The organism is Nostoc sp. GT001, assembly GCF_030382115.1.
In the GTDB taxonomy this organism is placed as follows: domain Bacteria; phylum Cyanobacteriota; class Cyanobacteriia; order Cyanobacteriales; family Nostocaceae; genus Nostoc.
In genome coordinates this window covers 6547577-6571353 of the sequence record NZ_JAUDRJ010000003.1, presented here as the reverse complement: position 1 = coordinate 6571353, position 23777 = coordinate 6547577, and the positions used below count along the sequence as shown (strand labels likewise).

Genomic DNA, 23777 nt, shown 5'->3' with positions numbered 1-23777 from the left:
CGATCCGCGCCCCAAAATGGATGGGTTTTAACCTGATTATGTATTCTCTCACCAATATGGTCTGTTTATTGCCGCCGACCTACTTATGTTCTGGCACTGATTTCAATATCTATCAAGTTAATAGATGTAATAGAAATCCATTTTCTACATTTAATTAGGATTGGATGAATATAAAATCCGATATCTGTGTTGTTTTTTGCTGCACGCATCTCTTTTTGTTTTAACCTATCTGTACTTTTAAAATATTATTCTAAAAGCAATCAATCAGGTTGGTTTCAACAGGTTCAATAAAATTTAGACTATACTTTACGGACACTTTACACAGAATTTAAGCTTAATTGATATTAGTAGATATCTACACTTTGGCGTGTAAGGTAGAATGCGATTAGAAAACGAAAGCTTAGATACTGTTAATTAATAAAAATAATGTTTATTTCACAACGTGGCATTATCACCTATGCTTACGGAGAATCCTATTATCTAGAAATGGCAAAGTCATTAGCACGTTCTCTACGGCTTCATTCACCAAATGTTCCACGTGCTATTGTTACCGATCGTGAAAATGATAAAGATTTACTAGAGCTTTATGATTACATTATAAATATTAAAAAGGAATATGGTTCTAACGTAAAGCAAAAGTTTCACCTCTATGACTATTCTCCATTTGAATATACACTTTGTATTGATAGTGATTGCATAGCAGTGAGGGATATTAACTTTATTTTTGATGATTTTAAAGGTAGAAGTTTTAGTGTGGCAGGTAATGTATATCTTCAAGTAGGTGATAAAGATACATTCATTGATGTAAATGACACACTCAAACGGTTTCATCTGAAAAAGTTACCTAGATTTAATGGAGGTCTCTATTATTTTGAAAAAAACGATACTGCTAAAGCCTTTTTTGAAACAGCACTAGAATTGGCAAAGGATTGGGAAAAGCTAGGTATTAGCGAATTTCGTGGTGATGGACCTAATGATGAACGTATTTTTGGTCTAGCTATGATGCTACACAATCAAAGTATGTTTGAAGATAATGGTCAGATGATGCGAACACCTATAGGTCTTCGTGGTTCTTTTAATATAGATGCTATTAAAGGTAAATCTACTTTTCAAAAATATAATCAGGTGGTGTCTCCTGCTCTTGTACACTTTGCCTGCGTTTGGGGAGAGCATCCCATATATCATCGTGAAGTAACAAAGTTAAAAAACCTAGACAAAGGTTCCACTAACCAGATCAATTCCAATATATTTTCCGCAATGCAATATAAGTTTGGCTATCAGATTGCTTTATTAAGATATATAGCTAAACGTGTACCTAAAAATCCTAAATATATTCAAGCTAGAGTGAAAAAACTTTTGATAGAATTGCCTGAATTGATTAAAGCTAAATATAGAATTGAGCCAGTTCGGAGGAAATAAAGCTTACTAAAACTCTGCATTTCTTTGTGCTTAGTTTAAATTACTCAAAGGTTGCTTTGGTTACTTTCTGTAAAGCTTTAATAGTGTATAATGTGCTGTCTGAGGTTCAGGCAGCACTAACAACTTGTAATAGCGATCGCGCCTCACATCCTTCGCTTCTGATAGGTAATATAAATTATATTTTTGTGAAAACTACAAGGATTGTATCTGTGGGTTTATTCTAGAAACTACACGGTACAGCGTAAATTTGTATGTACCACAAAAATCTGTATTGCCGTACTTTTATGGAAAATCAACTAGGATTAATTCTAAAACTGCTTTTACTCTCGGCTTTATTATCGGTATTGATTAAGTATGCAGGGCCAAGTCTACCAATTCCGGCGACAGCAACCAACGCGCTAATTATAGTATTCTTGCCGATTGCGATCGTAGCGATCGCTCTACTGTGGCGATTTCAAGCACAAAAACAAAATTAACTCAATAGTTTTACGCACAAGTTCCTAAAATCAGCTAACCTAGCTGAATTACAAGAAAATTGCATCTTGCCAACCGTTGGGAGTTAGCCTGTGAACCTGGGTCAATGGATCGGCTTAATCGCCATACTTCTTTGTTTATACATCCTGTGGCAAATTCGGGAAGTGCTTTTGCTGATGTTTGCCGCAGTTGTGTTAGCCACCACCTTAAATCGCCTAGCGAAACGCTTCCAAAGCTTTGGGATGAGGCGGGGATTCGCCGTACTCCTAGCAGTAGCTATTTTTTTCGCAGGTGTCGTGGGTTTTTTCTGGCTAATTGTGCCGCCATTTGCCCAGCAGTTTCAAGAACTAACATATCAAGTTCCTAAAGGGTTTGGACGCTTTAATAGTTGGCTTGATGCCCTGAGAACTCGTATTCCTGACCAGTTAGTTCCTTATATTCCAGATATCAATAGCCTCATTCAACAAGTACAGCCCTTCGCTAATCGGTTACTGGGAAACTCCTTTGCTTTTGTATCTGGCTCTTTAGAAGTCGTCCTCAAGATTTTGCTAGTGTTGGTTTTAACAGGAATGATGTTAGCCGACCCAATTGCTTATCGCAAAGTATTTGTCCGGCTTTTCCCTTCATTTTATCGGCGACGGGTAGATGGGATTTTAGATAAATGTGAAGTCTCTTTGGAAGGATGGATTACAGGCGCTTTCATCGCCATCTTTGTAGTGGGGGTGATGAGTCTGATTGGCTTATCAATTTTGCATGTCAAGGCAGCACTTGCTTTATCGGTTTTAGCGGGATTTTTTAACTTGATTCCCAATCTGGGGCCAACAATGAGTGTAATCCCAGCAATGGCGATCGCTTTCTTGGATGAACCTTGGAAAGCGATCGCTGTCTTGATTCTCTACTTCATTATTCAACAGATTGAGAGTAATTTCATCACGCCTGTTGTCATGGCGCATCAAGTCTCATTACTGCCAGCCATAACCTTAATTGCCCAGCTATTTTTCGTCACGTTCTTTGGCTTTTTAGGATTATTTCTAGCACTACCTTTAACTGTTGTCGCTAAGATTTGGTTACAAGAGGTGTTAATTAAAGATGTTTTAGATGAATGGGGAAATAATCATAAAAAAGAGACTGAGTTTGTAATAGTTTCTGAATCTCCTAGAACAGATGATAATTGGACGGCAGAAAATCCAGATATAAATGAGAATCCCCCGATTGATGATGATATCTTGAAAAAATAAGATTAGTCACTCGACTTTTAATGCGGCAATAGAGTTCGGTTCAGGTTTTTTGATGAAAATTTTAGATCAACAAAGATGCTATAAATCGCCGTCAAGACGAAAGACCAATTATTGTAGAGACGGCGATTCATCGCGTCTCTTGCCTTAAACGATGATAGCAACAATAATCCCTGGAAAGTAAAAAAACTCAATGACACGAGTTATGTGAATTATTGCAAATTTTGAAACGATTGGGATAATGAGTGCTGGAGTGCAAAAACAATAAGATTCCCAACTTCTTAAAAAAGTTGGGAATCTCATACTTTTGAGTCAGTCTGAAGAAATCCTATTTGAAAGAATAACTATAAGCATGGAAACAATTAACTAATCCGCTATTGTTTGTTCTGGTTTGTTACCTCTGCTTCTGCTTTGTTTGACTCATTAGATGAAGCTGATTCTGTCTTCTCTGATTGCGTCTCACTAGTTTGTTGCAATTGGTTGAGATGAATATTGTTCACTTGAACAATAAAATATTCTAATGCCTGACTTGCCTTTTGTTGCTGTTGGGTTTCGTCAGATACATCATAACAACGATAAGGCGGAGTCACGCCCAATATAAATTTCTCTTGTTCCGCTTCTAATAATTCAACGGCTGTATTAGCAGCAAGCGAATTCTTCTGAAAAGGAAAAGAGGTAACTATACTAGCAACTATAGAAGCAATAGCTGGGCAAAGCACAGGGAGCCACTTCAGCCATGCTTGTCCTGCTTCTAATTTGTCTACCAGAACTAAAATCGGTGTGACTCCTGATAAAATCACTGTCGCAATTTGCAAACTATAGTAAAGGTTCCTTGATAAACCCCTAATTCTTTTATAATCGTCAATTAAGTCTTGGCTGTATTGTAAAGCTTTCCCTCTTGTCAGAGTCAGTGTATCTTTATCCCAGGAATTAGGATTGGTCAATAAATAACTATAAATTTCAGCTTTTTTGGTGAGTTCAGATTTATAAGCGGCCTGCTTATAGTTCTGATATACTTGTCTATTGATGAGCAACAAAAAAAACAAAAAAGTTAGAGATACTGCTCCAGAAATTACAACTGTTTTATCATCTGAAAGAAAAATAATAAAAAGTCCAGCAGAGACAAAAGCTGCAAGTAATAAATACTCTATTACCTTCAGGTTAAATAACTTTTTTTCATCTGATGAAGAGGATAAATTTTCAATCCTATCGGAAATCTTACTTTGTTTTTTTTGCTCAAGATTAGCTAATTCTGAAGTAGTCATTGCCTCTTACTCAATTCATTATCGGGTCAAATGTAGCAATCAAATCAATAGCAATAAGTAGAATTGCTTTGAGGAGGTAGAAGTCAGAACAAGTCCGCCATAAAGCAACTTATTTTTGCTTATACTTCGCTTCTATTAATGCTCTTAAATAATTTCTACCTTCTCAAAACTTTCTAGTATCTGCGATTAACTCCCACTTTGCGATTGACTAGTTGGCTTATAATGCTTTACAAAAACCAGAAATGTTTCTTTCGGTTGACGTAAAATTATTTAAGTCCAGTAAGTCCACTTAATCCTAACCATACATACATTTGATTGATAATGCAAGGCTTTTTTTATGGTAATTTTACGTAGAATCAAAACTATTTTGGATACAGGCAGCTTGTTTGCCCCAAAAAATCTATCATTTTAATTTTGCAATACTTGAATTATTTTTTGGAATTTATCTTTATTCGGGGTAAGCTGTCGCGCAGAGATTGGCGATCGCCATTTGGAGATGAAATTATCCAATAGTCTCGATCATCTGCGCTCACAAAGAGCAATAAAAATTTCTTTTCCCTACTCCCTAATCCCCATTTCCCACTCACCAGGAAGCCTAAGCACTGATAAGATGCGAACAATTGCAGAAATTAACGAGAAAATTAAGCGCCAACGTGCGGTGGTGTTGACAACTGAAGAATTAAAAGCACGAGTTATAGAAATCGGTGTTACTAAAGCTGCTAAAGAAGTCGATGTAATTACCACTGGTACTTTTGAGCCGATGGAATCAAGTGGTGCAATTATCAATCTGGGACATACCGATCCCCCAATAAAAATTCGTCGTTGTTGGTTAGATGGTGTACCAGCATACTCTGGTTTTGGGGCAGTAGATTTATATTTAGGTGCGAGTTGCGCTGTGGAGACGACAGACGGGGAAGAAGTGCGAGAACGTGGTGGCGGTCATGTAATCGAAGATTTGATCGCTGGTAAATCTATACACGTGAAAGCGCAAGGACAAGTAACAGATTGTTACCCCAGAGCAAATTTTGAAACTACAATTACCAGTGACACAATTAATCAGTTTTATTTATTTAATCCGCGCAATCTTTATCAAAATTTTATTGTTGGTGTCAATGGTGGCGATCGCCCTCTCTTTACATATCTCGGCCCTTTACAACCACGTCTGGGGAATGCGGTTTATTCTAACCCAGGTGCGATTTCCCCCTTACTCAACGATCCCGATTTGCAACTCGTTGGTATAGGTACTCGAATTTTTTTAGGCGGCGGTATTGGCTATGTCGCTTGGGAAGGCACTCAGCACTTCCCCTTACAAAAGCGTTTAGCTAATCGTACACCGATTGGGCCTTCTGCCACTTTAGCTTTAATTGGTGATGCCAAGCAAATGGATGCTCATTGGGTGCGGGGGTGTTACTTCAAAAGTTATGGCCCCTCATTAATGTTAGGGGTTGGTGTACCACTACCTGTATTAAATGAACAAGTAATTGAACACTGCGCCGTCCAAGATCAAGACTTAGTAGCCCCAATAGTAGATTTTTCCATTCCCCGGCGTGTCCGTCCCACCTTTGGTTTGGTGAGTTACGCCCAACTCAAATCTGGGCGGATAACTATAGAGGGCAAAGCAGTACGCTCTGCCCCCTTAGCGAGTTTGTTTTTTTCTAGGCAAGTCGCCCTAGAGTTGAAAAAGTGGATCGAAGCAGGTACGTTTACCCTGACAGAACCAGTTTCTCCAATTCCGATGGAGCGATCTTTTCTACCCCAAGACCGTCGGACGGATTTTTGATTGGGGGAGTGGGGAGTAAGAATTTTAGATTTTAGATTTTGGATTTTAGATTGGAATTTAATCCAAAATCTAAAATCCAAAATCCAAAATTGAATTTCCCCATACCCTACTCTTGAGTCGGTTTCGGTCGCTTGATGGGTTTAGGAGTGGGTGTTCTTGGTATAGGTTTTGACACCACTGAAGGGTCGCCGCCTGTACTTGTTTTCTTGATGGGACGAGGGGTTTCGCCAGTGCGTCTGGGGGGGAATGGTTTTCTACCACCAGCACCACCAATACCAGCACGAGGCCCACCTTTAAATGGTGGTTTGCGTTTTTTGGGCAAATCAGCGATCGCCTCGGCTTTTTCTACTATCAAAACGTCTGCTTCCCGCTTGGCTTGGAAGTCCCAAAATTTTCCCACTGCTTTGGTGGTTAGCACACCCCTCAATTTCAACTTAAAATATTTGGGTTTGTCAGTTGATTTGCGTGGAGCCTGTCTAATTTTGACTACCAAGCTTTTAGCATCAAAAGATTGGTATACTACTTCACCACGAACAGAAAAACCACCATCTGCAACTTCTGATGAAGGTTTCAGGGCAGTTGTATTTAGTTCAGAGTTTTCGGATAAGCCATCATCGAGTGTCTCTAACTCTTGCAACTCCAAATCCGATTCGTCCTCATCTGTTGAGTTTTTAGCCAGATTTTCTGGTTCCCAAACTCCGACGATTTGGATGTGCAAGGTATCATTTTCTTGTCTAGTACGTGGATATACTACCCACAAGTGTTCTTTTTCTAAGTCTAGATGATTCTTGACTAAGCTCATAATCCGGCCTAGGAGGACGGCATTGAGTTCTACACCATCTGGAGTCAGCAACGTACCTTGAGTAAATTGTTCGCTGCTAGCATGATAGCGACCCCGGACTAAGCCGATCGCTCGATACTGCATCGGTTCACTGGGAGGCGGAATCGGTTGCTGGCGATTAATCAAGTTCCCATTTGAGTCAGTCTCGCTGGTGTTGACAGGCAAATTGTCAACTTGTTTAGAGGACTGGGCTGCTATATGAACATTAGCGGCTGCCTCTACGTTAGTTGGGCCCTGGTTAGAGGCAGAAGAATTGGAAGATTCAGGCAACGGCATCAGGTCGGAATTCATAAAAACTCCTTGCGGCGGAGACACATCCCATTGTGGGATTTTACAAAGGCAGCTGGAAAGAGCATTTGTGCGACTGATGAAAGTATATTGGCTTTTCACAAAATCACACTAGGGTACTCTATACAATCCTAAAGGCGCTAAATTTAATGTATAAACACTAAATGTCTAATTTAGCGGCTTTACACTAGTTTCGGAAGCATATCATAGCTACAATTCTGACGGCTCCTCCTAAAGTCATCACTTACTTTAGCAGTGTGGATAGTTAATTGTTATAAAATTCACAGGCAATTGGCGGTATTCCGCAAAGTTTTGGAAATTTTTAACTTTACGATTTGTGTAAATGATAATGTCATTAAAATTTAGGAGAAAGACAAAACCGTGTCTCAACCGCGCAATCGTTGGATAGTTCAAGTCGTCTTAGCGGTGGCAATTCTTGCTTTTGTGGGTGTTTCGGTGATTCCCATAATTGGAGCATTTAATAATACGCCACCCTCAAACCAAAATACCGCTAGCACTAGAGGCAGTTTGACCTCCGCTGACCAAAAATCAAAACTGGAAGACGAAGCACGGGGTTATGAACAGGTTTTGCAAAGGGAACCAGAAAATCAGACTGCGCTTAAGGGTCTGTTACAGGCGCGGCTGCAATTACTGAGTCAAAAAGATAAAAGTGAGGTTAAACCAGCTGATATCCAAGTTGTCATTGAACCTTTAGAAAAGCTAGCCAAGCTGAATCCCGAACAGTCAGAATATTCAGTGTTACTAGCTCAAGCCAAACAGCAAATTGGCGATCGCGAAGGAGCCGCTCAAGCTTATCGCTCGATTTTGTCGACGAAACCAGGCGATTTGAAGGCTTTGCAAGGAATGGTGGCTTTATTGATCAGTCAGCAACGACCCGAAGCAGCCATTGGTTTGTTGCAAGAAACCCTCGCTAATGCAGCCCAAGCAAATACAATTCAGCCTGGAAGTGTCGATATAGTAGCGGTGCAGGTGCTGTTAGGTTCTGTTCATGCTTCCCAGAAACGTTATGCTCAAGCTAGCTCTGTTTATGACCAGGCAATTAAGAAAGATCCCAAGGATTTTCGCCCCGTTGTGGCAAAAGCGATGCTCTTGAAACAACAGGGCAAAGATGCAGATGCAAAACCTTTGTTTGATAGTGCCGCAGCTTTAGCACCTGCTCAGTACAGAGACGAAATTAAGAAGGCAGGAACGGTTTCTCCCATTCCTAAATCTGCTACCTCTCCCGCATCTTTACCGGAAAGTACGCCTAAGTAATGGGTATGGGGCGTTGAGCATGGGGCATGGAGAAGAGACAAGGTAGACAAGGAAGAGGGGGGAGATAAGGGAGAGACTTGTCCCCCCTTGTCCCCCTTGTCTCCCCTGCCCCGCTGGTTACTGAGCGCAGTCGTTGGCGCAGCCTCTCGTAGAGAAGTATGCTCCCCTGCTTCTTCCCCTCACGCTCCTTCAATGGCAGCAACAATACCAAAGACTAAAAACAAGCATCCGCCAATCAGGGTGAGTTGACGCTCAGAAATGCGTCCGGCAATCATTTTGCCGCCGATAACTGCGATCGCAGCACAAATGGCATGTCCTAAAATTGCACCTATTGTCACTCCAATCGGATTATTACCTGCTGCTAGAGCAATAGTGGCAATTTGGGTGCGATCGCCCCACTCTGCCATAAATGTCAACACAAAGGCTTCTATGACAATTGCCAAACCAGTCTTTTGTTTTGGCAACTGCAAATCTGCTTGTTTCACCGCAGCTTCCGCTTCTTGTACAACTTCTGTATCACAAGCAGCATTGGACATCTTACTAGCGTCATACAACAGCTTGATACCAAAGGCAATAAATAAAGCTATTTCAGCGTAATGAATAAAAACTTTTGGTAAAAAAGATACCGCTTGTCCAAATATCACCGAAAGGATTGTCATCGCGGCTAAAGCAGCTGTCACACCTATAAATACCAACCGCCGCGGGTGGTGCATTGCCAAAATTACAGCGATAAAAAACGTTTTATCGCCTAGTTCTGAAACTGTAATTAGTAATAAACCTGCGGTAAAAGCTGTTAACACTCTCTCAAGCTCCTGAAGAATCGTTTACCGATGTGAAGCTTGATGAGAGCCAAAAGACCTCACCAAGTTTACACTTTTCGGTGTGAACTTAGTGAAGGTCTCGCTTTCAANNATATTAATTATTTGCCACCTGAACCAGGCTCATCGCCAGTATGTTGATTCAGATGTACTGGCTTTCAAGTTTTTTGCCAGCAGCTACTCCCCTTCNTATGCGTTCGTAATTATACATATTTTCCATATATTAAGTCAAGAGAGTAGCTAATATCGAGGTATAACTGTAGAGTGAAGCGTTACATACAGACCGATTCAGGGCTTACTGAGGTAAAAACTCATCATCTGTGACTTCTGCTAGCTGGTATGGGCAGTTCAGAGGAAAGGATTCCATTGACAAGCCAGTTTCAGCTTTTGCTTGCTTAACCGCTTGTGTGTAACACTCAGCAAAAACTATCTCAAGATAGGATTTGAGACTAGGTGAATCATCTAGAGCTTCTTTGACACGTCTACGATGTTCAATTATGCTTCCTTCCCAGCTACCGCTTCTTTTATCGGGCTGAAATTGCCATTTGAGCAAATGGATGAGAATTACAATCAGATTACTCTTGAGACTCCGGCGCTCACTCCTTCCCATATCGGCAATTTCTTCAATTAGGTTCTCCCACTCAACGTTTGCGTAATCCTCACTTTGCAATTTTTCTACAGTCGTTTCTATCCATTGCAAGTAATCAGTTTCATATAGGGTTTGGGAATGTGCCTTTAGGGAAGACATAGCAGTTTCCATCAGAAATCTTTAGATAATATCTCACATATCTTTACAATTAACATCGGTGCGTTAAACTTTAACGCACCCTACGGACTAAAGTAATTGCCAATTGTCTACAACTTTAATAAAGTTAGAGGTGACGTAATAAGCTAATCAGCATTTAAGTTGCATAATCAGGGCGGGCAAGATGCCCACCCCACAAGATATTGAGAAAATTTTATCTGCAAATTAGATGTGTTTTAGCTTAATCACCTCAAGCATTACTTACCTGCACAATAATACTAATTCATTCAAAAAAATGAATTTATGAATCATGCACAAGGGTAACGCCAAGTCCTGTTCCGTCATGCAAGTCCAACCAATTTGGCACTTAGTTCCCACATGCGATCGCCTTTGTCATCATCACGGGCTTGAGGAGAGACTTTTTGCACAAAAGACTTGCCATCTTTCTTCTGACGATTTCCCCAACTCCAATAAATACCGGATTGATTATACTCAGGATCGGCAACCACAGCAGCAACCCGTTCTCCCGCTAACTCTTGAGACACATATCCTCCAGTGATGTACTTCTGGAATAATGGGAAGATTTTCTGAAACAGGGGATAGTGGTTTCTAAATAGCGGCGTTTCTGCAACACATCCCGGATAAAGAGAATTGAAGACGATACCGGTTGACTCGTGATAGCGCTCGTGCAGTTCCCGCATAGTCAGCACGTTGCAAACTTTGCTGTCTTTGTAAGCTTTGACTGGTTCAAATTTCTTGCCATCAATCATCGATATTGGCTCTTTAAACCCTTCTGCAAAGCCTTGTAAATCGCCTAAGTCGGGACGTGGTGGAATCTTTCCACCGAGTTCGTCTGGATTGTGCGTAACTGTTCCTAAAATTACCAGCCTTGGTTCTAAAGATGATTTCTTCAGATCCTCTATCATCAGGTTGCACAAAAGGAAATGCCCCAGATGATTGGTAGTGACAGTTAACTCGTAACCTTCTGGACTGCGTAAAGGCTCTTTGATTAAGGGCATATAAATTGCAGCGTTGCACACCAAAGCATCTAAAGACTTGCCAGTGGCTCGGAAGTTCTTCACAAATTGTCGAACACTTTCCAAGGAGCCAAGGTCAATATGTATGCTGGTATAACTGTTGTAGGGGATTTCCACAGCTTGAGCAGCTTTTTGTGCCTTCGCTAAATCCCGACATGCCAGTATCACATACCATCCTTTATCAGCAAGAGCTTTTGCAGCATACAAACCCACCCCCGAAGAGGCACCCGTAATTACAACCGTTGGCTTCTGATGTTGTTCCATTGTGTTCGCACTCCATTGACTGTCTCTAGGATCTCATACCAGTGAGCCATGATTGTCATCAGCTTTTTCAAGGCTGCATTAGGCTGAACTAACCTCGTACTCCAAATAAAAGAGACTAATAGTTAATAAAAAAAGTATATAATTATACAAAAACTGCTCCAAAAAATATAATTACAATAATATTTGTGATTTACTAATAGAGTTTAAAATTGTATCAATGCAATGTTGAATTTTTCTGGTTTCAAGTATTTTTTCAGATGTATATTATTACTGGGCTAAAAATTTTATAGCGTTTCCTAATCATATAAGGTACATCATAGTTACCTTCTCGCTAGTGGGGAGGTGATTGGGGTGGGGTTCTCATACCTTACTAAACCTAGAACCGCTATAAGTAAATTGCCTACCTGTTTAACAATTTATACACTGTGGATAAGCTTCTACAATCTGTAAAAAAAATTCTCCAAGACAAGCCTCTCGATTCAATTCAGTGGTTTGTGCTCTATCAATCGTGGTTGGGTAAAACTTATGGTGAGATGGCAGAGGTGTCAGGCTACGGCAACAATTACATCAAGGAAGTTGGTTCTGAGTTGTGGCAAGACCTTTCTGTAGCACTTGGAAAAAGAATAACGAAAAAAAATCTGCATTTAGCCTTAAATAAACACTTCCAAGACGAGATAGGTAATCAAGAAAATCAGATCCAAGAAAAGTTCGGTGAAGAATCTAGCTTAAAAATGGTTTCTCCAGACTTTTTTTCAGCAAGCAAGATAGAATTTCCTAGCGGTCCTGTAGCGCTAGGTTCTCCTTTTTACATCAATCGCCCTTCCCTGGAAGAACTTGTTTGTAATGAGGTTTTACACCCTGGTTGCTTAATCCGGATCAAAGCACCTAGAAAGATGGGAAAAAGTTCTCTGCTCAATCGGATGATTGCTTATGCTAAAGAGCAAGATTATCAAATTGTCTATTTGGACTTTCAAGAAGCTGACCAAGACGTTTTTGCTTCCCTGGATAAATTTTTACGTTGGTTTTGTGTAAATGTCAGTAGGCAGTTAAATCTCCTTCCTTGTGTAGATGATTTTTGGGATATAGAAATGGGCAGCAAGGTAAGCTGCAAAATCTATTTTGAAGCTTATCTGTTGCAATACATTAATGATAGTCCTTTAGTTTTGGCCTTGAATGAAGTCCATCGGATTTTTGAACATCCCAATATTGCCCAAGACTTTCTGCCAATGCTGCGATTTTGGCATGAACAAGCAAAGCAAGATCAGACTTGGCAAAAACTACGGATGGTAGTGGTTCACACCACAGAAATTTATATTCCGCTTAAGCTCAACCAATCGCCTTTCAATGTAGGGATAACAATTACACTGCCACCATTTACCCTCAAGCAGGTACAGAATTTAGCATTACGTTACGGACTAGATTGGGCAGGAAACTCGGAAGGGATAAAACGCCTTGCACCCCTACAAGCAATGGTAGGAGGACATCCCTATCTGGTGAATCTTGCATTTTATCATCTATGTCAGGGAGAAATGACGCTGGAGGTGTTATTAGAAACTGCATCTATAGCAATAGGAATTTACGGTCAACATTTACGAGAACTGTTGACACTACTGCAAGAAGAACCAGAATTAATGTCAGCTATGGAGCAGGTAATTGCAACAAATGAAAAAGTGGAGTTAAATGCGATCGCTGCTTATAAACTAGAAAGTATGGGTTTGGTTCAACTAAATGGCAATCAAGCTAGTGCCATGTGTGAATTATATCGTCTTTATTTTAGTCAACAGTTTAGAAAGCAAAATAGTGCTAATGCTTCTATTAAACTTCCGCACTAGTTTTAAGAGTTCATAGTAAATACTATAGTTTTTACTATGAACCTAATATCTCATCGAAATTATGAGCATGTTATCAAATTTACCTATGCACATTTATTGATTGAGATATAGAAATAATTTAAAATTAAAATCAATTAAATGAAAAATTATCGATACCAAGTTGGTGGTACTCTTACAAATGATGCTCCTAGCTATGTTCAGCGCCGAGCGGATGTAGAACTTTACGAAGCTTTAAAACAGGGTGAATTTTGCCACATTTTAACCTGTAGACAAATGGGTAAATCCTCACTTATGGTAAAAACAAAGCACCGCTTGCAAAAAGAGGGCTTTAGATGTGCCACCGTTGATATGACTAATATTGGTTGTGAAAATATAACTCCAGAACAGTGGTATAAAGGAGTTGTCGGCGATTTATGGTTGAGTTTTAAACTGTTAGGAAAAGTTAATTTAAAAACCTGGTGGCAAGAACAAAACGATCTTTCTTTAGTTCAGAAAACCAGTAGATTTATTTCGGAAATTTTGTTAGCTCAGTTTCCTAATGAAAAGTTATTTATTTTTATTGATGAAGTTGATAGTATACTCAGCCTCAATTTCTCTGTTGATGACTTTTTTAAATTGATTCGGTTTTGTTACAATCAACGGGCAATAAATCCAGAGTATTATCGGATTACATTTGCAATTTTTGGGGTTGCTACACCTTCAGACTTAATTATATATCAAAATAATACTACCCCCTTTAATCTTGGTAAAACCATCCAAGTAAATGGTTTCACCTTTGAAGAAGCTCAACCACTTTCTTTGGGACTAGATATTAAAGACAACCATCCTCAAAAAGTGTTGAAAGAAGTATTAGCTTGGACAGATGGACAACCATTTCTTACTCAAAAGCTGTGTCGATTACTTGTGAGTTTATCTCAAGATGATATAGGTAGAAAGCTGAAAATTCCTCCTGGCACAGAAGAATTTTGGATAGAAAATGTGGTGCGATCGTACATCATCGAGAAATGGGAATCACAAGATGAACCAGAGCATTTACGAACTATTCGCGATCGCATTCTCAGAAACGAAAAATTTGCCGCCAGATTGTTAGGAATTTATCAACAAATCCTCCAAGGATTGAAAGTAACAGCCGATGATAGTCGAGAACAGGTAGAACTGTTGCTGTCTGGTTTGGTAATCAAAAAACAAGGTTGTCTCCAAGTAAAAAACCGAATTTATCAAGAAGTTTTTAATTTAGAATGGGTTGGAAAAAAATTAGCTTACTTGCGCCCCTACTACGAAACCTTTAATGCATGGGTAGCCTCAGAGGAAAAAGATAAATCTCGCCTCTTGCGTGGACAAGCCTTGATCGATGCTCAAACGTGGGCAAATGGTAAAAGCTTGAGTAACTTAGATTATCGGTTTTTAGCTGCTAGTGAAGAATTAGATCGGCGAGAAGTACAGCAAGCATTAGAGGCTGAACGCGCTCAAGAAGTCGAAGCACGACTTTTTGAGCAACAAAAAAGGCTAGCTCAACAAAAGAAAAATGCCACAATAGTGACACTTTTGCTCGTGGGTATGACTATCAAGTTGGTGATTTCTATAGTGTGGGGAGTATCGCTTTTACGAAAGATTGATGTTTTAGAATCACAGCTAAAATGTGCCGAGCCGACTACACCCCTTCAATTTCCTCACTGTCCAAAGTCAAAAACTGCTAGGGAAACCTCAGAATAACGATCATAAAAAACTCTCAATAATCTAAGTGCAGCCGATGTATAGGTTAGTTATCACGAACAAATTTAAAACAGCTTTCCGAAAATTTACTCGTCGTAATGCTGACTTACTTATGACGATGTTTATTAGCTCAATACAAGTGCGATCGCTAATATTGTAGCGACAGTCTTTAAAGTCAAACGTAGGCATAGCCCTTCTCTACGAGAGGCTGCGCTCAGGAACCACCCGTTGTAGACATCTCTCATGTATAAAGGTTGATTTAGTGCGATAAATTAATATGAGTTTGACGAAGCTCAAAAGCGATAAGGATAAGACTTTTAAGTTTTTTATATCTTACGAGTTCTGTTATCAACGCAAATAATTAAGAGGATCAAGCAATTGAGTAACCTAGATAGAGTTTTAGATGCCGCAATGGAGCTTACTTTAGAGCAGCAAGAAATACTGGTACAAATTCTCAAAAACCGAATTATTGAAAGTCGGCGAGATGAAATTGCGTCAGATGCAGCAGCTTCCATTGCTGAATTTCAAGCAGGTAGGTTCAAAGTCCAGACTGCTACCGAAGCAATTCAAGAATTACGGGAATATCTCAATAACCCAAGTGCAGCCGATGTATAAGTTAGTTATCACGAGCAAATTTAAAAGAGCTTTCCGAAAATTTACTCGTCGTCATGCTGACTTACAAGCCAGAATAGAAAGTTCTGACCAAGGCTACCAATGATGTGAGTTAAAATCCTGATATCTTCAATCACTACTCACGCAGACAGCCTCCGAAAAAGCGATCGCTATGCTTCAGTATCCCCATCTCGAACAAGCGCTAAAATATCACTTCGGTTATGACCAATTCCGCCCCGGACAACGGCAAATTATCGAAGATGCGCTGCAAAATCGAGATTTAATGGTTGTGATGCCGACTGGCGGGGGAAAATCTCTATGTTTTCAGCTACCAGCATTGTTGAAAAATGGACTAACTGTGGTAGTTTCGCCGTTAATTGCTTTGATGCAAGACCAAGTAGAAGCACTGCGAAATAATAATATTAACGCGACATTTCTCAATAGCAGTTTGAACGCTTACAAAGTGCGATCGCGGGAAGAAGCCATCCTCAACGGTAAAGTAAAATTACTCTACGTCGCCCCTGAACGCCTCTTGAGTGAAAGGTTTCTACCGTTTCTCGATTTAGTTAAAGAAAAAATCGGGATTTCTAGCTTCGCTATTGATGAAGCGCATTGTGTTTCGGAATGGGGACACGATTTTCGTCCAGAATATCGCCAGTTGAAATCTCTGCGGAAACGTTATCCTGATGTTCCTACGGTCGCTCTCACCGCCACAGCAACTGATCGCGTCCGTAGTGATATCATTCAACAATTAGGGCTAAAGCAACCTAGCATTCATCTTGCTAGCTTTAATCGTGAAAATCTTTATTATGAAGTTCGTCCTAAAACTAAATATGCTTACGCTGAATTGTTAGAACTAATTCGAGAAACTGAAGGTTCGACAATTATTTATTCTTTAACTCGTAAAAAAGTTGATGAACTCACTTTTAAACTACAAAATGATAAAATTGGTGTTCTGCCTTATCACGCCGGATTAACTGATGAGGAACGTAGTAGTAATCAAACGCGATTTATTCGAGATGATGTCCGGGTGATGGTAGCAACAGTTGCCTTTGGGATGGGAATTAATAAACCCGATGTGCGGCTTGTAGTTCATTTTGATATGCCCAGAAATATAGAAAGTTATTATCAAGAATCGGGTCGAGCAGGTAGAGATGGAGAACCATCTCGGTGTACGATATTTTTCAGCTTTGGTGATGTTAAAACAATTGAATGGAGTATCGATCAAAAAACTGATCCTCAAGAACAGTTGATTGCTAAACAACAACTGCGGCAGATGATCGATTATGCTGAAGGCACTGATTTTAAGCGAACGATTCAACTAGGTTATTTTGGAGAAAGGTTTCCTGGGAATTGTGGTAACTGTGACAATTGTCGTCATCCCAAACCCATGCAAGATTGGACAGTTGAAGCCATGAAGTTTTTATCTTGTGTGGCGCGTTGCAAAGAAAGATTTGGGATGCTACACATAATCGATGTGTTGCGAGGGGCAAAAAAAGACAAAATTCTCCAGTACGAACACGATAAACTTTCTACTTATGGTATTGGTAAAGATAGAACTGTAGATGAATGGCGAATGTTGGGGCGATCGCTTTTACATCAAGGGTTAATAGAACAAACTAGCGATGGTTACTCAGTTTTAAAACTAAATGCCCACAGTTGGGAAGTAATGCGAAAACAGCGCACAGTTTCGCTAGCTGTAACCACAGTCCAAAAGATTAGCTGGGAACAGGGGAGTGAAAAAGCAGAAGTTGCAGAAATATTATTACAGAAGTTGCGATCGCTCCGTAAACAATTAGCTGATGAGCAATCTGTACCACCTTACGTGATCTTCCATGATTCCACTTTAAAATTGATGGTACAGGTGCAACCTCAAAACTTAGCTGAATTTGCCAAACTTTCTGGTGTAGGTAGTCACAAACTCGCTCAATATGGCGAAAAGTTTATTACAGAAATTCGCGCCTACCGCCAAGAAAAAGGTTTGCAAAATAAATCTGCTACTTCCGTGTCTTCTCCCAAATCATCTTCTTCTTACACCGAATTACAGACATTACAATTGCATCAACAAGGTTTAAATATTGCTCAAATTGCCCAAAAGCGCAACCTTAGTCCAGCAACAGTTAGCAGTCATCTAGAAAAACTTATTGAGAAAAATCAGCCAGTTGATTTAAATCAATTAGTACCTATAGAACATCAACAAAAAATTTGGCAGGTTTTAGAAGTACTCGGTGACATTTCTCTCACTCCCATCAAAGAACAACTAGGCGAAAGGTACACTTTTGATGAAATTCGCTTAGTACGGAGTAAGTGGCGGCGTGAAAATCGCAAGAGATAATTTGCTTAGGACAAGTAATAAAAAAACACAATGATTGTTTTGTTATGAATGACAATCAAAAAAATAACGAGAGAGATAAATCAAAACTCTCAAATATGCCAAAATCAATACACTGCTTTAACTTTATATATTTGCTTTTTTGTGTTTCGCTTATTGCATTTGGAGTCAAGTTAATATCTGCACCAGAGAAGATTACCACTTTTTCTTGTGAGCGAACACCAAAACACATCAATTGTCAGTTGACTAATCGAGATTGGTGGGAGTCGTCTGTGAAAATTTATTCGGAATTAGATTTATGGATGGGCGTAGAAGTTAAGGCAATCAATGATGATGGAGGCAAACAATATTATGTCGCCCCTGTTATCAAGGATGGAAAAGATTATCGCATTTCTAACTCCTCCTACTGGCAACCATCAGCACAAAAACTTGCTGACAAAATTAATGCCTTTGTAAATGATTCTCAACAGAAAGTTCTGACACTCACTCAAGACAATTCTAACCCACTTATATTAGGTGGCTGGTTTTGCGTTTTATTTGGTACATTTTGTTTAAGTCTTACTATTTGCTCATATATTTGTTTTTTGAAAAACTAGATAAGAAAGCTCAATTTAAATCTTATGATTAAAATACAAGAGCAATATCAAAGGAGTTAGCCAATGAGTCAGATACTTAATACAGGAGTACGCTGGACAATTCACGATGTGGAACTATTTGCAGAAAATGAAGGGACGCGCTACGAGATAGTTGATGGAGAATTATTTATGACCAGGGCACCTCACTTTAAACATCAGCAAACTTGCGGCAGAATTTTTCAACAGCTTAACATTTGGTCAGAGTCTACTGGTTTAGGAGAAGCTGTAATCAATCCCGGTGTTTTGTTTTCAGAATCAGATAATGTAATTCCTGATGTAGTTTGGGCTACTAAAGAAACCTTGGCGCTAACATTGGATGAAGCGGGACATTTAACTGGCGCACCAGATTTAGTAGTCGAAGTCTTGTCTGAAAGTAAGTCAGATGAAAGACGGGATAAGGAAGCAAAACTTAAACTTTATTCTTCCAGAGGAGTAAAAGAATATTGGATTGCTGATTGGCGATCGCGTAAACTAGAGGTCTATCGACGCGAACAAAGTCAACTTAACTTGGTAGCAACCTTATTTAGTAATGATAATATAATTTCTCCACTATTGCCTGGTTTTAGCTGTACTGTAGACCAGTTTTTTCCTGTATAAATTTGAGGTGGAATGGAAAAACAAATCTCAAGTAGCGGATTAACTAAAGTCCAGGTAGTGACTATGGCGATCGCATCTGGTGTCTGTGTTGCTAATGTTTATTATAATCAGCCAATCCTCAAAGATATTGCATCATCTTTTCGAGTCAGTGAAGGCGAAGCGGGTAGCATCTCTGTGCTGACGCAAGTTGGTTACGGTTTTGGGCTTTTTTTAATCCCCTTGGGCGATAAAATCAACAAGAAAAAATTAATTTTTTCCTAACGCTGTTGCTGTTCTGAAATCGGTTAGGGGGTCAGACCCCTTATTCGCTGTATCCTCACAGAAGACAGAAGTCGGAGATTTGAGTCTCTGGGTGGAGAGCAAATTCAATATTTGTATTTAATCTATTTGTATTTGCAGTTTTCATGTATTTGAACCACATCTGTCGTAAGGGCATAGCAATGCTTTGCCCCTAGGGGGTGGTCTATTTACCTGAAAATAGTTGTAATGTTTAATCTAAAAGTATACTTCTGGCAGAGGATGTAAAAAAATTAGACATATCGTAATCAATCTTTGTCAAAATCAGCAACACACAAACTATGAACTCTACCACCGAAAAACGTATCGCCTTGATTTCAGTCCACGGAGATCCGGCGGTTGAAATAGGCAAAGAAGAAGCTGGAGGACAAAATGTTTATGTACGCCAGGTGGGCAAAGCACTAGCACAGCTAGGATGGCAAGTTGATATGTTTACCCGCAAGGTGAGTCTGAAGCAAGACTCGATTGTTGAACATAGCGACAATTGTCGAACTATTCGTTTAAAAGCTGGCCCTCTTGAGTTTGTGCCGCGAGATGAGATTTTTGAATATCTGCAAGAATTTGTGGATAATCTCCTCCAATTTCAAGTAGAAAATGACATTACATACCAATTGGTTCACACTAACTATTGGCTCTCTGGTTGGGTGGGCATGAAGTTAAAGGAAATCCAAAAGAGTAAACAGGTTCACACCTACCACTCCTTAGGAGCAGTCAAGTACAACACTGTAGAAGATATTCCTTTGATTGCTAATAAGCGATTAGCCGTGGAAAAAGATGTGTTGGAAAAAGCAGAGCGAATTGTAGCGACAAGTCCACAAGAACAGCAACATATGCGATCGCTAGTTTCCACAAAAGGCAGTATCGACATCATTCCCTGTGGTACAGATATTCAGCGCTTTGGTTCGATTGCACGAGAAGCAGCTAGGGCGGAATTGAGAATTGGCAAAGAAGCCAAAGTTGTGTTGTATGTAGGGCGTTTTGACCAACGCAAAGGTATAGAAACCTTGGTGCGGGCAGTAAACCAGTCTGGGCTACGCGATTCCAACAATCCCCAGCTAATTATTGGTGGTGGTAGCACTCCAGGTAACAGTGACGGGATAGAGCGCGATCGCATTGAGCAAATCGTCAACGAATTGGGAATGAGCGACTTTACTATCTTTGCTGGTCGTCTGAGTCAAGAGATTCTACCAACTTATTACGCAGCTGCTGATGTTTGTGTTGTTCCCAGTCATTATGAACCCTTTGGACTAGTGGCGATTGAAGCTATGGCAAGCGGTACACCAGTGGTAGCAAGTGATGTCGGCGGACTTCAGTTTACTGTAGTTAATGAAGAAACTGGTTTATTGGCTCCACCACAAGATGTAGATAGCTTTGCGTCTGCCATAGACCGAATTCTCTTAAATCCAGAATGGCGAGATGAATTGGGTAAAGCTGGTAGAAAGCGCGTCGAAAATAAATTTAGCTGGGATGGTGTAGCAAATCAGCTGAGTGAACTTTACACCCAATTGTTGCAGCCACAACCAATAGCGTCAACAGCAAAATAACTAGTGGACTCAACAGCAAAAAAGCCAGTTAAAACCAGTTTTGGTTGCTAAATAATTCTCTTGCGTAACAGATAATGATGCGTGAGTAACTCGGATAAGATTTTGGGTTTAACTTTGGCAGCGTAGGCGTTGGCGTAGCCTCTCGTAGAGAAGCCCGCCGTAGGCATCGCCTGAGCTTGGAAAACTCAACACCAAACACAAACTGTATAAAAAAGTAACTTGTCACCTCAACGTAGAAGTCTATCTCATGATAGAACTCTGCGTTTTTTGATTCGCAGCTATCACCAAACCAAGTAACCGCTATGATAGTTGAGGTCTGTTATGCTTTAACTAAACAAAAATAAAAGCATAGCGATCGCTACCATTTGAATGTTAAAAACTAATCGCTTTGCAACCAGTTGACTTTACCACTCTCACAGCTGCTTGTAGCGAAATCCGCGCTAACTGGCTACCATCACGCTTAGAACAGGTTTACCAGCGCGATCGCTACACGATTGTGATGGCATTACGCACCCTACAACAGCGAGATTGGCTACAGATTTCTTGGCATCCCCAAGCTGCCCATATTTGTATTGGTGATCCGCCACCGCGATCGCCAGATACCTTTACCTTTAGTCAACAATTAATACACCAATTGGGTGGTTTAGCACTGGTGGCGATTGAAGCGATCGCTCCTTGGGAGCGGGTTATTGATTTGCAATTTGCTCGTCGTCCCGGAGAAAGCGCCCTGTATCATGTCTATGCAGAAATCATGGGCAAGTATAGCAACGTTATTCTCACCGACGCTAACAATATAATTATCACCGCCGCCCATCAAGTCAGTCAGCAACAATCTAGTGTCCGTCCCATCCAAACCGGACAACCTTATGAAACCCCACCGAAACTGACTGGAACTGTCCCCAGTTTGGGCGAATCTCAAGAACGTTGGCAAGAACGGGTAAGTTTAGTCCCAGGAGCAATCAAGCGGCAATTGCTCAAAAGTTATAGTGGCTTAAGTGCTGCACTAGTGGAGTTAATGCTGCTAGAAGCAAATATCGCGCCAGAAACATCTACCGATACTCTCAACCCCGACGACTGGGGACGGTTGTTTGAGCGTTGGCAAGAATGGCTGCAAGCACTAGATTCCAAAGAATTTCAACCCGCTTGGACAAAAGATGGTTACACCGTAATGGGTTGGGGTGCAGTTGAAAAGGTCAAAAATATCCAGGAGTTACTTAACCGATACTACAGTAACCAAATTGACCAACAGTTATTTTCTCAATTGCGCCATCAGTTGAGTCAGAAATTAAATAATATTCTGACGAAATTACGGAATAAAGCTCAAACCTTTCAGACGCGCTTGCAGCAATCAGATCAAGCCGATGAGTATCGACAGAAAGCTGATTTATTGATGGCTCATTTGCAAAACTGGGAACCGGGGATGAAAGAAATTATCCTTGCTGATTTTGAGACAAATTTGCCAATTGCGATCGCACTTCAGCCAGATAAAAATGCCGTCCAAAATGCCCAAAGTCTTTACAAACAGCACCAAAAGCTCAAACGCGCTCGTGCTGCTGTGGAACCGCTACTATTGGAAGTGCAGACAGAAATTGATTATTTAGAGCAAGTAGAAGCTGCGATAAGCCAAATAGATAATTACCAAACAGCAGAAGATTTGCGAGCTTTAGAAGAAATCCGTGAAGAGTTGATTGGGCAAAAGTATCTGGAAGATCCAGAATATCGCAGCCGCAGTGCCAATGAACCCCCCAGCACCAACTTTCATCGTTACTTTACCCCCAGTGGCTTTGAAGTATTAATCGGTCGTAACAATCGCCAGAATGACCAATTGACCTTCCGTGTAGCAGGGGATTATGACATCTGGTTCCACGCTCAAGAAATTCCAGGAAGTCATGTATTACTACGTTTAGAACCGGGTGCTGTTGCAGAAGAAGGTGATTTGCAATTTGTAGCTAATCTTGCTGCATACTACAGTCGCGCCCGTCAAAGCGATCAAGTGCCAGTAGTTTACACTCAGCCAAAACACGTCTACAAACCCAAAGGAGCAAAACCGGGAATTGCCATTTACAAGCAGGAAACCATACTTTGGGGAAAACCGCAATTAACAATTCAAAATTCAAAATGACGCTCTTTACTTCACCAAAACCTAAATCAGTTATTTTAGTTTTTCTCCGCTTACTTTTTTCTCTGGGTGCAAATTGATTAAATTAATCAGCTTTGAGTTGCCCGTAGATATTAGCAGTTTCTTTTTCTTGGTTATGCGCCTGCTTTTTCTAAATGGGAATTTACTGTGCCTTCAAGATGATGTATTTTTTGATTTTGAACATATATAACAGCTTGCTCAAGTTGCTTACTGCCCAAAGAAAATATACCATATCCTTCTTGCCAAGTAAATTTTTCTGATGTAGGGTAAAGATTGTGATTGAAATGGTGAGAACTACTTACTTTAATTTTTTTCACAAACTCTGCAATCGCTATTGTCGGCGGGATAGATACTACTAAATGTATGTGGTCTTCAATACCTCCAATGGCATGGAGTCTACAATTTAAACTATTGGATTTATTAATGATGTAATTATAAAGCTCAGTTTCTTTATCGGAGGTAATTAGAGGTTGGCGTTTTTTTGTTGCCCAAACAATATGATAATAAAGTCGCCACAGAGACATAATATTTTTTAAATTTTGTATTTATTTACATACATTTATGTTTCCCATATTGCTGGAAAAAATTATCATATTAGCAGTGTCCGTAAGCCAGCCAGAAGGCAGCAGCCAGC

21 protein-coding genes are annotated in these 23777 nt (G+C 40.1%); 14 read left to right on the top strand and 7 right to left on the bottom strand.

What is annotated here, in order from left to right; translation table 11 throughout:
• Positions 1–426 precede the first annotated feature (426 nt).
• From QUD05_RS30765 to QUD05_RS30755, 3 genes are all read left to right on the top strand, one after another.
• Positions 427–1419: a hypothetical protein gene (locus QUD05_RS30765; RefSeq protein WP_289799361.1), complete on the top strand. Its 993-nt coding sequence runs from the start codon at positions 427–429 to the stop codon at positions 1417–1419.
• 284 nt (positions 1420–1703) lie between these two features.
• A complete protein-coding gene (locus tag QUD05_RS30760; RefSeq protein ID WP_289800122.1) occupies positions 1704–1895 on the top strand; it encodes a hypothetical protein in 192 nt (63 codons plus the stop codon).
• A gap of 90 nt (positions 1896–1985) precedes the next feature.
• The gene (locus QUD05_RS30755; RefSeq protein ID WP_289799360.1) at positions 1986–3131 is read left to right on the top strand and encodes an AI-2E family transporter; all 1146 of its coding nucleotides are present in this window, start codon (positions 1986–1988) and stop codon (positions 3129–3131) included.
• 371 nt (positions 3132–3502) lie between these two features.
• Here the strand turns inward: QUD05_RS30755 and QUD05_RS30750 are convergent, their stop codons facing one another.
• Positions 3503–4393, bottom strand: coding sequence for a DUF4231 domain-containing protein (locus tag QUD05_RS30750; protein WP_289799359.1), 891 nt, complete (start codon positions 4391–4393; stop codon positions 3503–3505).
• Positions 4394–5003: 610 nt separating this feature from the next.
• On the opposite strand from QUD05_RS30750, the gene QUD05_RS30745 reads away from it, so the two are divergent.
• Positions 5004–6173, top strand: coding sequence for a homocysteine biosynthesis protein (locus QUD05_RS30745; protein ID WP_289799358.1), 1170 nt, complete (start codon positions 5004–5006; stop codon positions 6171–6173).
• A 106-nt stretch (positions 6174–6279) separates the two neighbouring features.
• Here QUD05_RS30745 and patR read toward each other — a convergent pair whose 3' ends face one another.
• On the bottom strand, positions 6280–7305 hold the full coding sequence (gene patR, locus QUD05_RS30740; RefSeq protein ID WP_289799357.1) for a heterocyst master regulator PatR: 1026 nt from the start codon (positions 7303–7305) through the stop codon (positions 6280–6282).
• A 378-nt stretch (positions 7306–7683) separates the two neighbouring features.
• On the opposite strand from patR, the gene QUD05_RS30735 reads away from it, so the two are divergent.
• Complete coding sequence (locus QUD05_RS30735; RefSeq protein WP_289799356.1) at positions 7684–8577, top strand: tetratricopeptide repeat protein; 894 nt, start codon at positions 7684–7686, stop codon at positions 8575–8577.
• Between the two features lie 179 nt (positions 8578–8756).
• Here the strand turns inward: QUD05_RS30735 and QUD05_RS30730 are convergent, their stop codons facing one another.
• From QUD05_RS30730 to QUD05_RS30720, 3 genes are all read right to left on the bottom strand, one after another.
• Positions 8757–9377 (bottom strand): TMEM165/GDT1 family protein, encoded by a 621-nt coding sequence (locus QUD05_RS30730; protein WP_289799355.1) that lies wholly within the window; start codon positions 9375–9377, stop codon positions 8757–8759.
• A gap of 313 nt (positions 9378–9690) precedes the next feature.
• Positions 9691–10143, bottom strand: coding sequence for a DUF29 domain-containing protein (locus tag QUD05_RS30725; protein ID WP_289799354.1), 453 nt, complete (start codon positions 10141–10143; stop codon positions 9691–9693).
• A 338-nt stretch (positions 10144–10481) separates the two neighbouring features.
• Positions 10482–11441, bottom strand: coding sequence for a protochlorophyllide reductase (locus QUD05_RS30720; protein WP_289799353.1), 960 nt, complete (start codon positions 11439–11441; stop codon positions 10482–10484).
• A 425-nt stretch (positions 11442–11866) separates the two neighbouring features.
• On the opposite strand from QUD05_RS30720, the gene QUD05_RS30715 reads away from it, so the two are divergent.
• Positions 11867–13273, top strand: a complete 1407-nt coding sequence (locus tag QUD05_RS30715; protein ID WP_322687406.1) for an AAA-like domain-containing protein — start codon at positions 11867–11869, stop codon at positions 13271–13273.
• Positions 13274–13411: 138 nt separating this feature from the next.
• Positions 13412–14986 (top strand): AAA-like domain-containing protein, encoded by a 1575-nt coding sequence (locus tag QUD05_RS30710; protein WP_289799351.1) that lies wholly within the window; start codon positions 13412–13414, stop codon positions 14984–14986.
• Between the two features lie 24 nt (positions 14987–15010).
• Here QUD05_RS30710 and QUD05_RS30705 read toward each other — a convergent pair whose 3' ends face one another.
• Positions 15011–15175, bottom strand: a complete 165-nt coding sequence (locus QUD05_RS30705; protein ID WP_289799350.1) for a hypothetical protein — start codon at positions 15173–15175, stop codon at positions 15011–15013.
• A 189-nt stretch (positions 15176–15364) separates the two neighbouring features.
• Between QUD05_RS30705 and QUD05_RS30700 the strand changes: the two genes are divergently transcribed.
• The 7 genes from QUD05_RS30700 to QUD05_RS30670 all read left to right on the top strand — a co-directional run bounded on the left by QUD05_RS30700 (position 15365) and on the right by QUD05_RS30670 (position 23125).
• Entirely contained in the window at positions 15365–15601 is a 237-nt protein-coding gene (locus tag QUD05_RS30700) for a hypothetical protein (RefSeq protein ID WP_289799349.1), read from the top strand.
• Between the two features lie 169 nt (positions 15602–15770).
• On the top strand, positions 15771–17933 hold the full coding sequence (gene recQ / locus QUD05_RS30695; protein ID WP_289799348.1) for a DNA helicase RecQ: 2163 nt from the start codon (positions 15771–15773) through the stop codon (positions 17931–17933).
• A gap of 44 nt (positions 17934–17977) precedes the next feature.
• Positions 17978–18526: a hypothetical protein gene (locus QUD05_RS30690; protein ID WP_289799347.1), complete on the top strand. Its 549-nt coding sequence runs from the start codon at positions 17978–17980 to the stop codon at positions 18524–18526.
• Positions 18527–18589: 63 nt separating this feature from the next.
• The gene (locus QUD05_RS30685) at positions 18590–19162 is read left to right on the top strand and encodes a Uma2 family endonuclease (RefSeq protein WP_289799346.1); all 573 of its coding nucleotides are present in this window, start codon (positions 18590–18592) and stop codon (positions 19160–19162) included.
• 12 nt (positions 19163–19174) lie between these two features.
• On the top strand, positions 19175–19423 hold the full coding sequence (locus tag QUD05_RS30680; RefSeq protein ID WP_289799345.1) for a hypothetical protein: 249 nt from the start codon (positions 19175–19177) through the stop codon (positions 19421–19423).
• Between the two features lie 317 nt (positions 19424–19740).
• On the top strand, positions 19741–21003 hold the full coding sequence (locus QUD05_RS30675; protein WP_289799344.1) for a glycosyltransferase family 4 protein: 1263 nt from the start codon (positions 19741–19743) through the stop codon (positions 21001–21003).
• Positions 21004–21391: 388 nt separating this feature from the next.
• Positions 21392–23125 carry an Rqc2 family fibronectin-binding protein gene (locus tag QUD05_RS30670; RefSeq protein ID WP_289799343.1) on the top strand — a complete coding sequence of 578 codons (1734 nt, stop codon included), beginning with the start codon at positions 21392–21394 and terminating at the stop codon, positions 23123–23125.
• Positions 23126–23256: 131 nt separating this feature from the next.
• Here QUD05_RS30670 and tnpA read toward each other — a convergent pair whose 3' ends face one another.
• Positions 23257–23667, bottom strand: a complete 411-nt coding sequence (gene tnpA, locus QUD05_RS30665; RefSeq protein ID WP_289799342.1) for an IS200/IS605 family transposase — start codon at positions 23665–23667, stop codon at positions 23257–23259.
• Between the last annotated feature and the right edge of the window lie 110 nt (positions 23668–23777).

What these genes read in the sequence shown, in the direction of transcription:
- tnpA (WP_289799342.1), bottom strand. Translation starts at nt 23,667, where the DNA reads ATGTCTCTGTGGCGACTTTATTATCATATTGTTTGGGCAACAAAAAAA.
- QUD05_RS30720 (WP_289799353.1), bottom strand. Translation starts at nt 11,441, where the DNA reads ATGGAACAACATCAGAAGCCAACGGTTGTAATTACGGGTGCCTCTTCG.
- recQ (WP_289799348.1), top strand. Translation starts at nt 15,771, where the DNA reads ATGCTTCAGTATCCCCATCTCGAACAAGCGCTAAAATATCACTTCGGT.
- QUD05_RS30745 (WP_289799358.1), top strand. Translation starts at nt 5,004, where the DNA reads ATGCGAACAATTGCAGAAATTAACGAGAAAATTAAGCGCCAACGTGCG.
- patR (WP_289799357.1), bottom strand. Translation starts at nt 7,305, where the DNA reads ATGAATTCCGACCTGATGCCGTTGCCTGAATCTTCCAATTCTTCTGCC.
- QUD05_RS30690 (WP_289799347.1), top strand. Translation starts at nt 17,978, where the DNA reads ATGAATGACAATCAAAAAAATAACGAGAGAGATAAATCAAAACTCTCA.
- QUD05_RS30710 (WP_289799351.1), top strand. Translation starts at nt 13,412, where the DNA reads ATGAAAAATTATCGATACCAAGTTGGTGGTACTCTTACAAATGATGCT.
- QUD05_RS30765 (WP_289799361.1), top strand. Translation starts at nt 427, where the DNA reads ATGTTTATTTCACAACGTGGCATTATCACCTATGCTTACGGAGAATCC.
- QUD05_RS30760 (WP_289800122.1), top strand. Translation starts at nt 1,704, where the DNA reads ATGGAAAATCAACTAGGATTAATTCTAAAACTGCTTTTACTCTCGGCT.
- QUD05_RS30685 (WP_289799346.1), top strand. Translation starts at nt 18,590, where the DNA reads ATGAGTCAGATACTTAATACAGGAGTACGCTGGACAATTCACGATGTG.
- QUD05_RS30675 (WP_289799344.1), top strand. Translation starts at nt 19,741, where the DNA reads ATGAACTCTACCACCGAAAAACGTATCGCCTTGATTTCAGTCCACGGA.
- QUD05_RS30680 (WP_289799345.1), top strand. Translation starts at nt 19,175, where the DNA reads ATGGAAAAACAAATCTCAAGTAGCGGATTAACTAAAGTCCAGGTAGTG.
- QUD05_RS30725 (WP_289799354.1), bottom strand. Translation starts at nt 10,143, where the DNA reads ATGTCTTCCCTAAAGGCACATTCCCAAACCCTATATGAAACTGATTAC.
- QUD05_RS30705 (WP_289799350.1), bottom strand. Translation starts at nt 15,175, where the DNA reads ATGCCTACGTTTGACTTTAAAGACTGTCGCTACAATATTAGCGATCGC.
- QUD05_RS30750 (WP_289799359.1), bottom strand. Translation starts at nt 4,393, where the DNA reads ATGACTACTTCAGAATTAGCTAATCTTGAGCAAAAAAAACAAAGTAAG.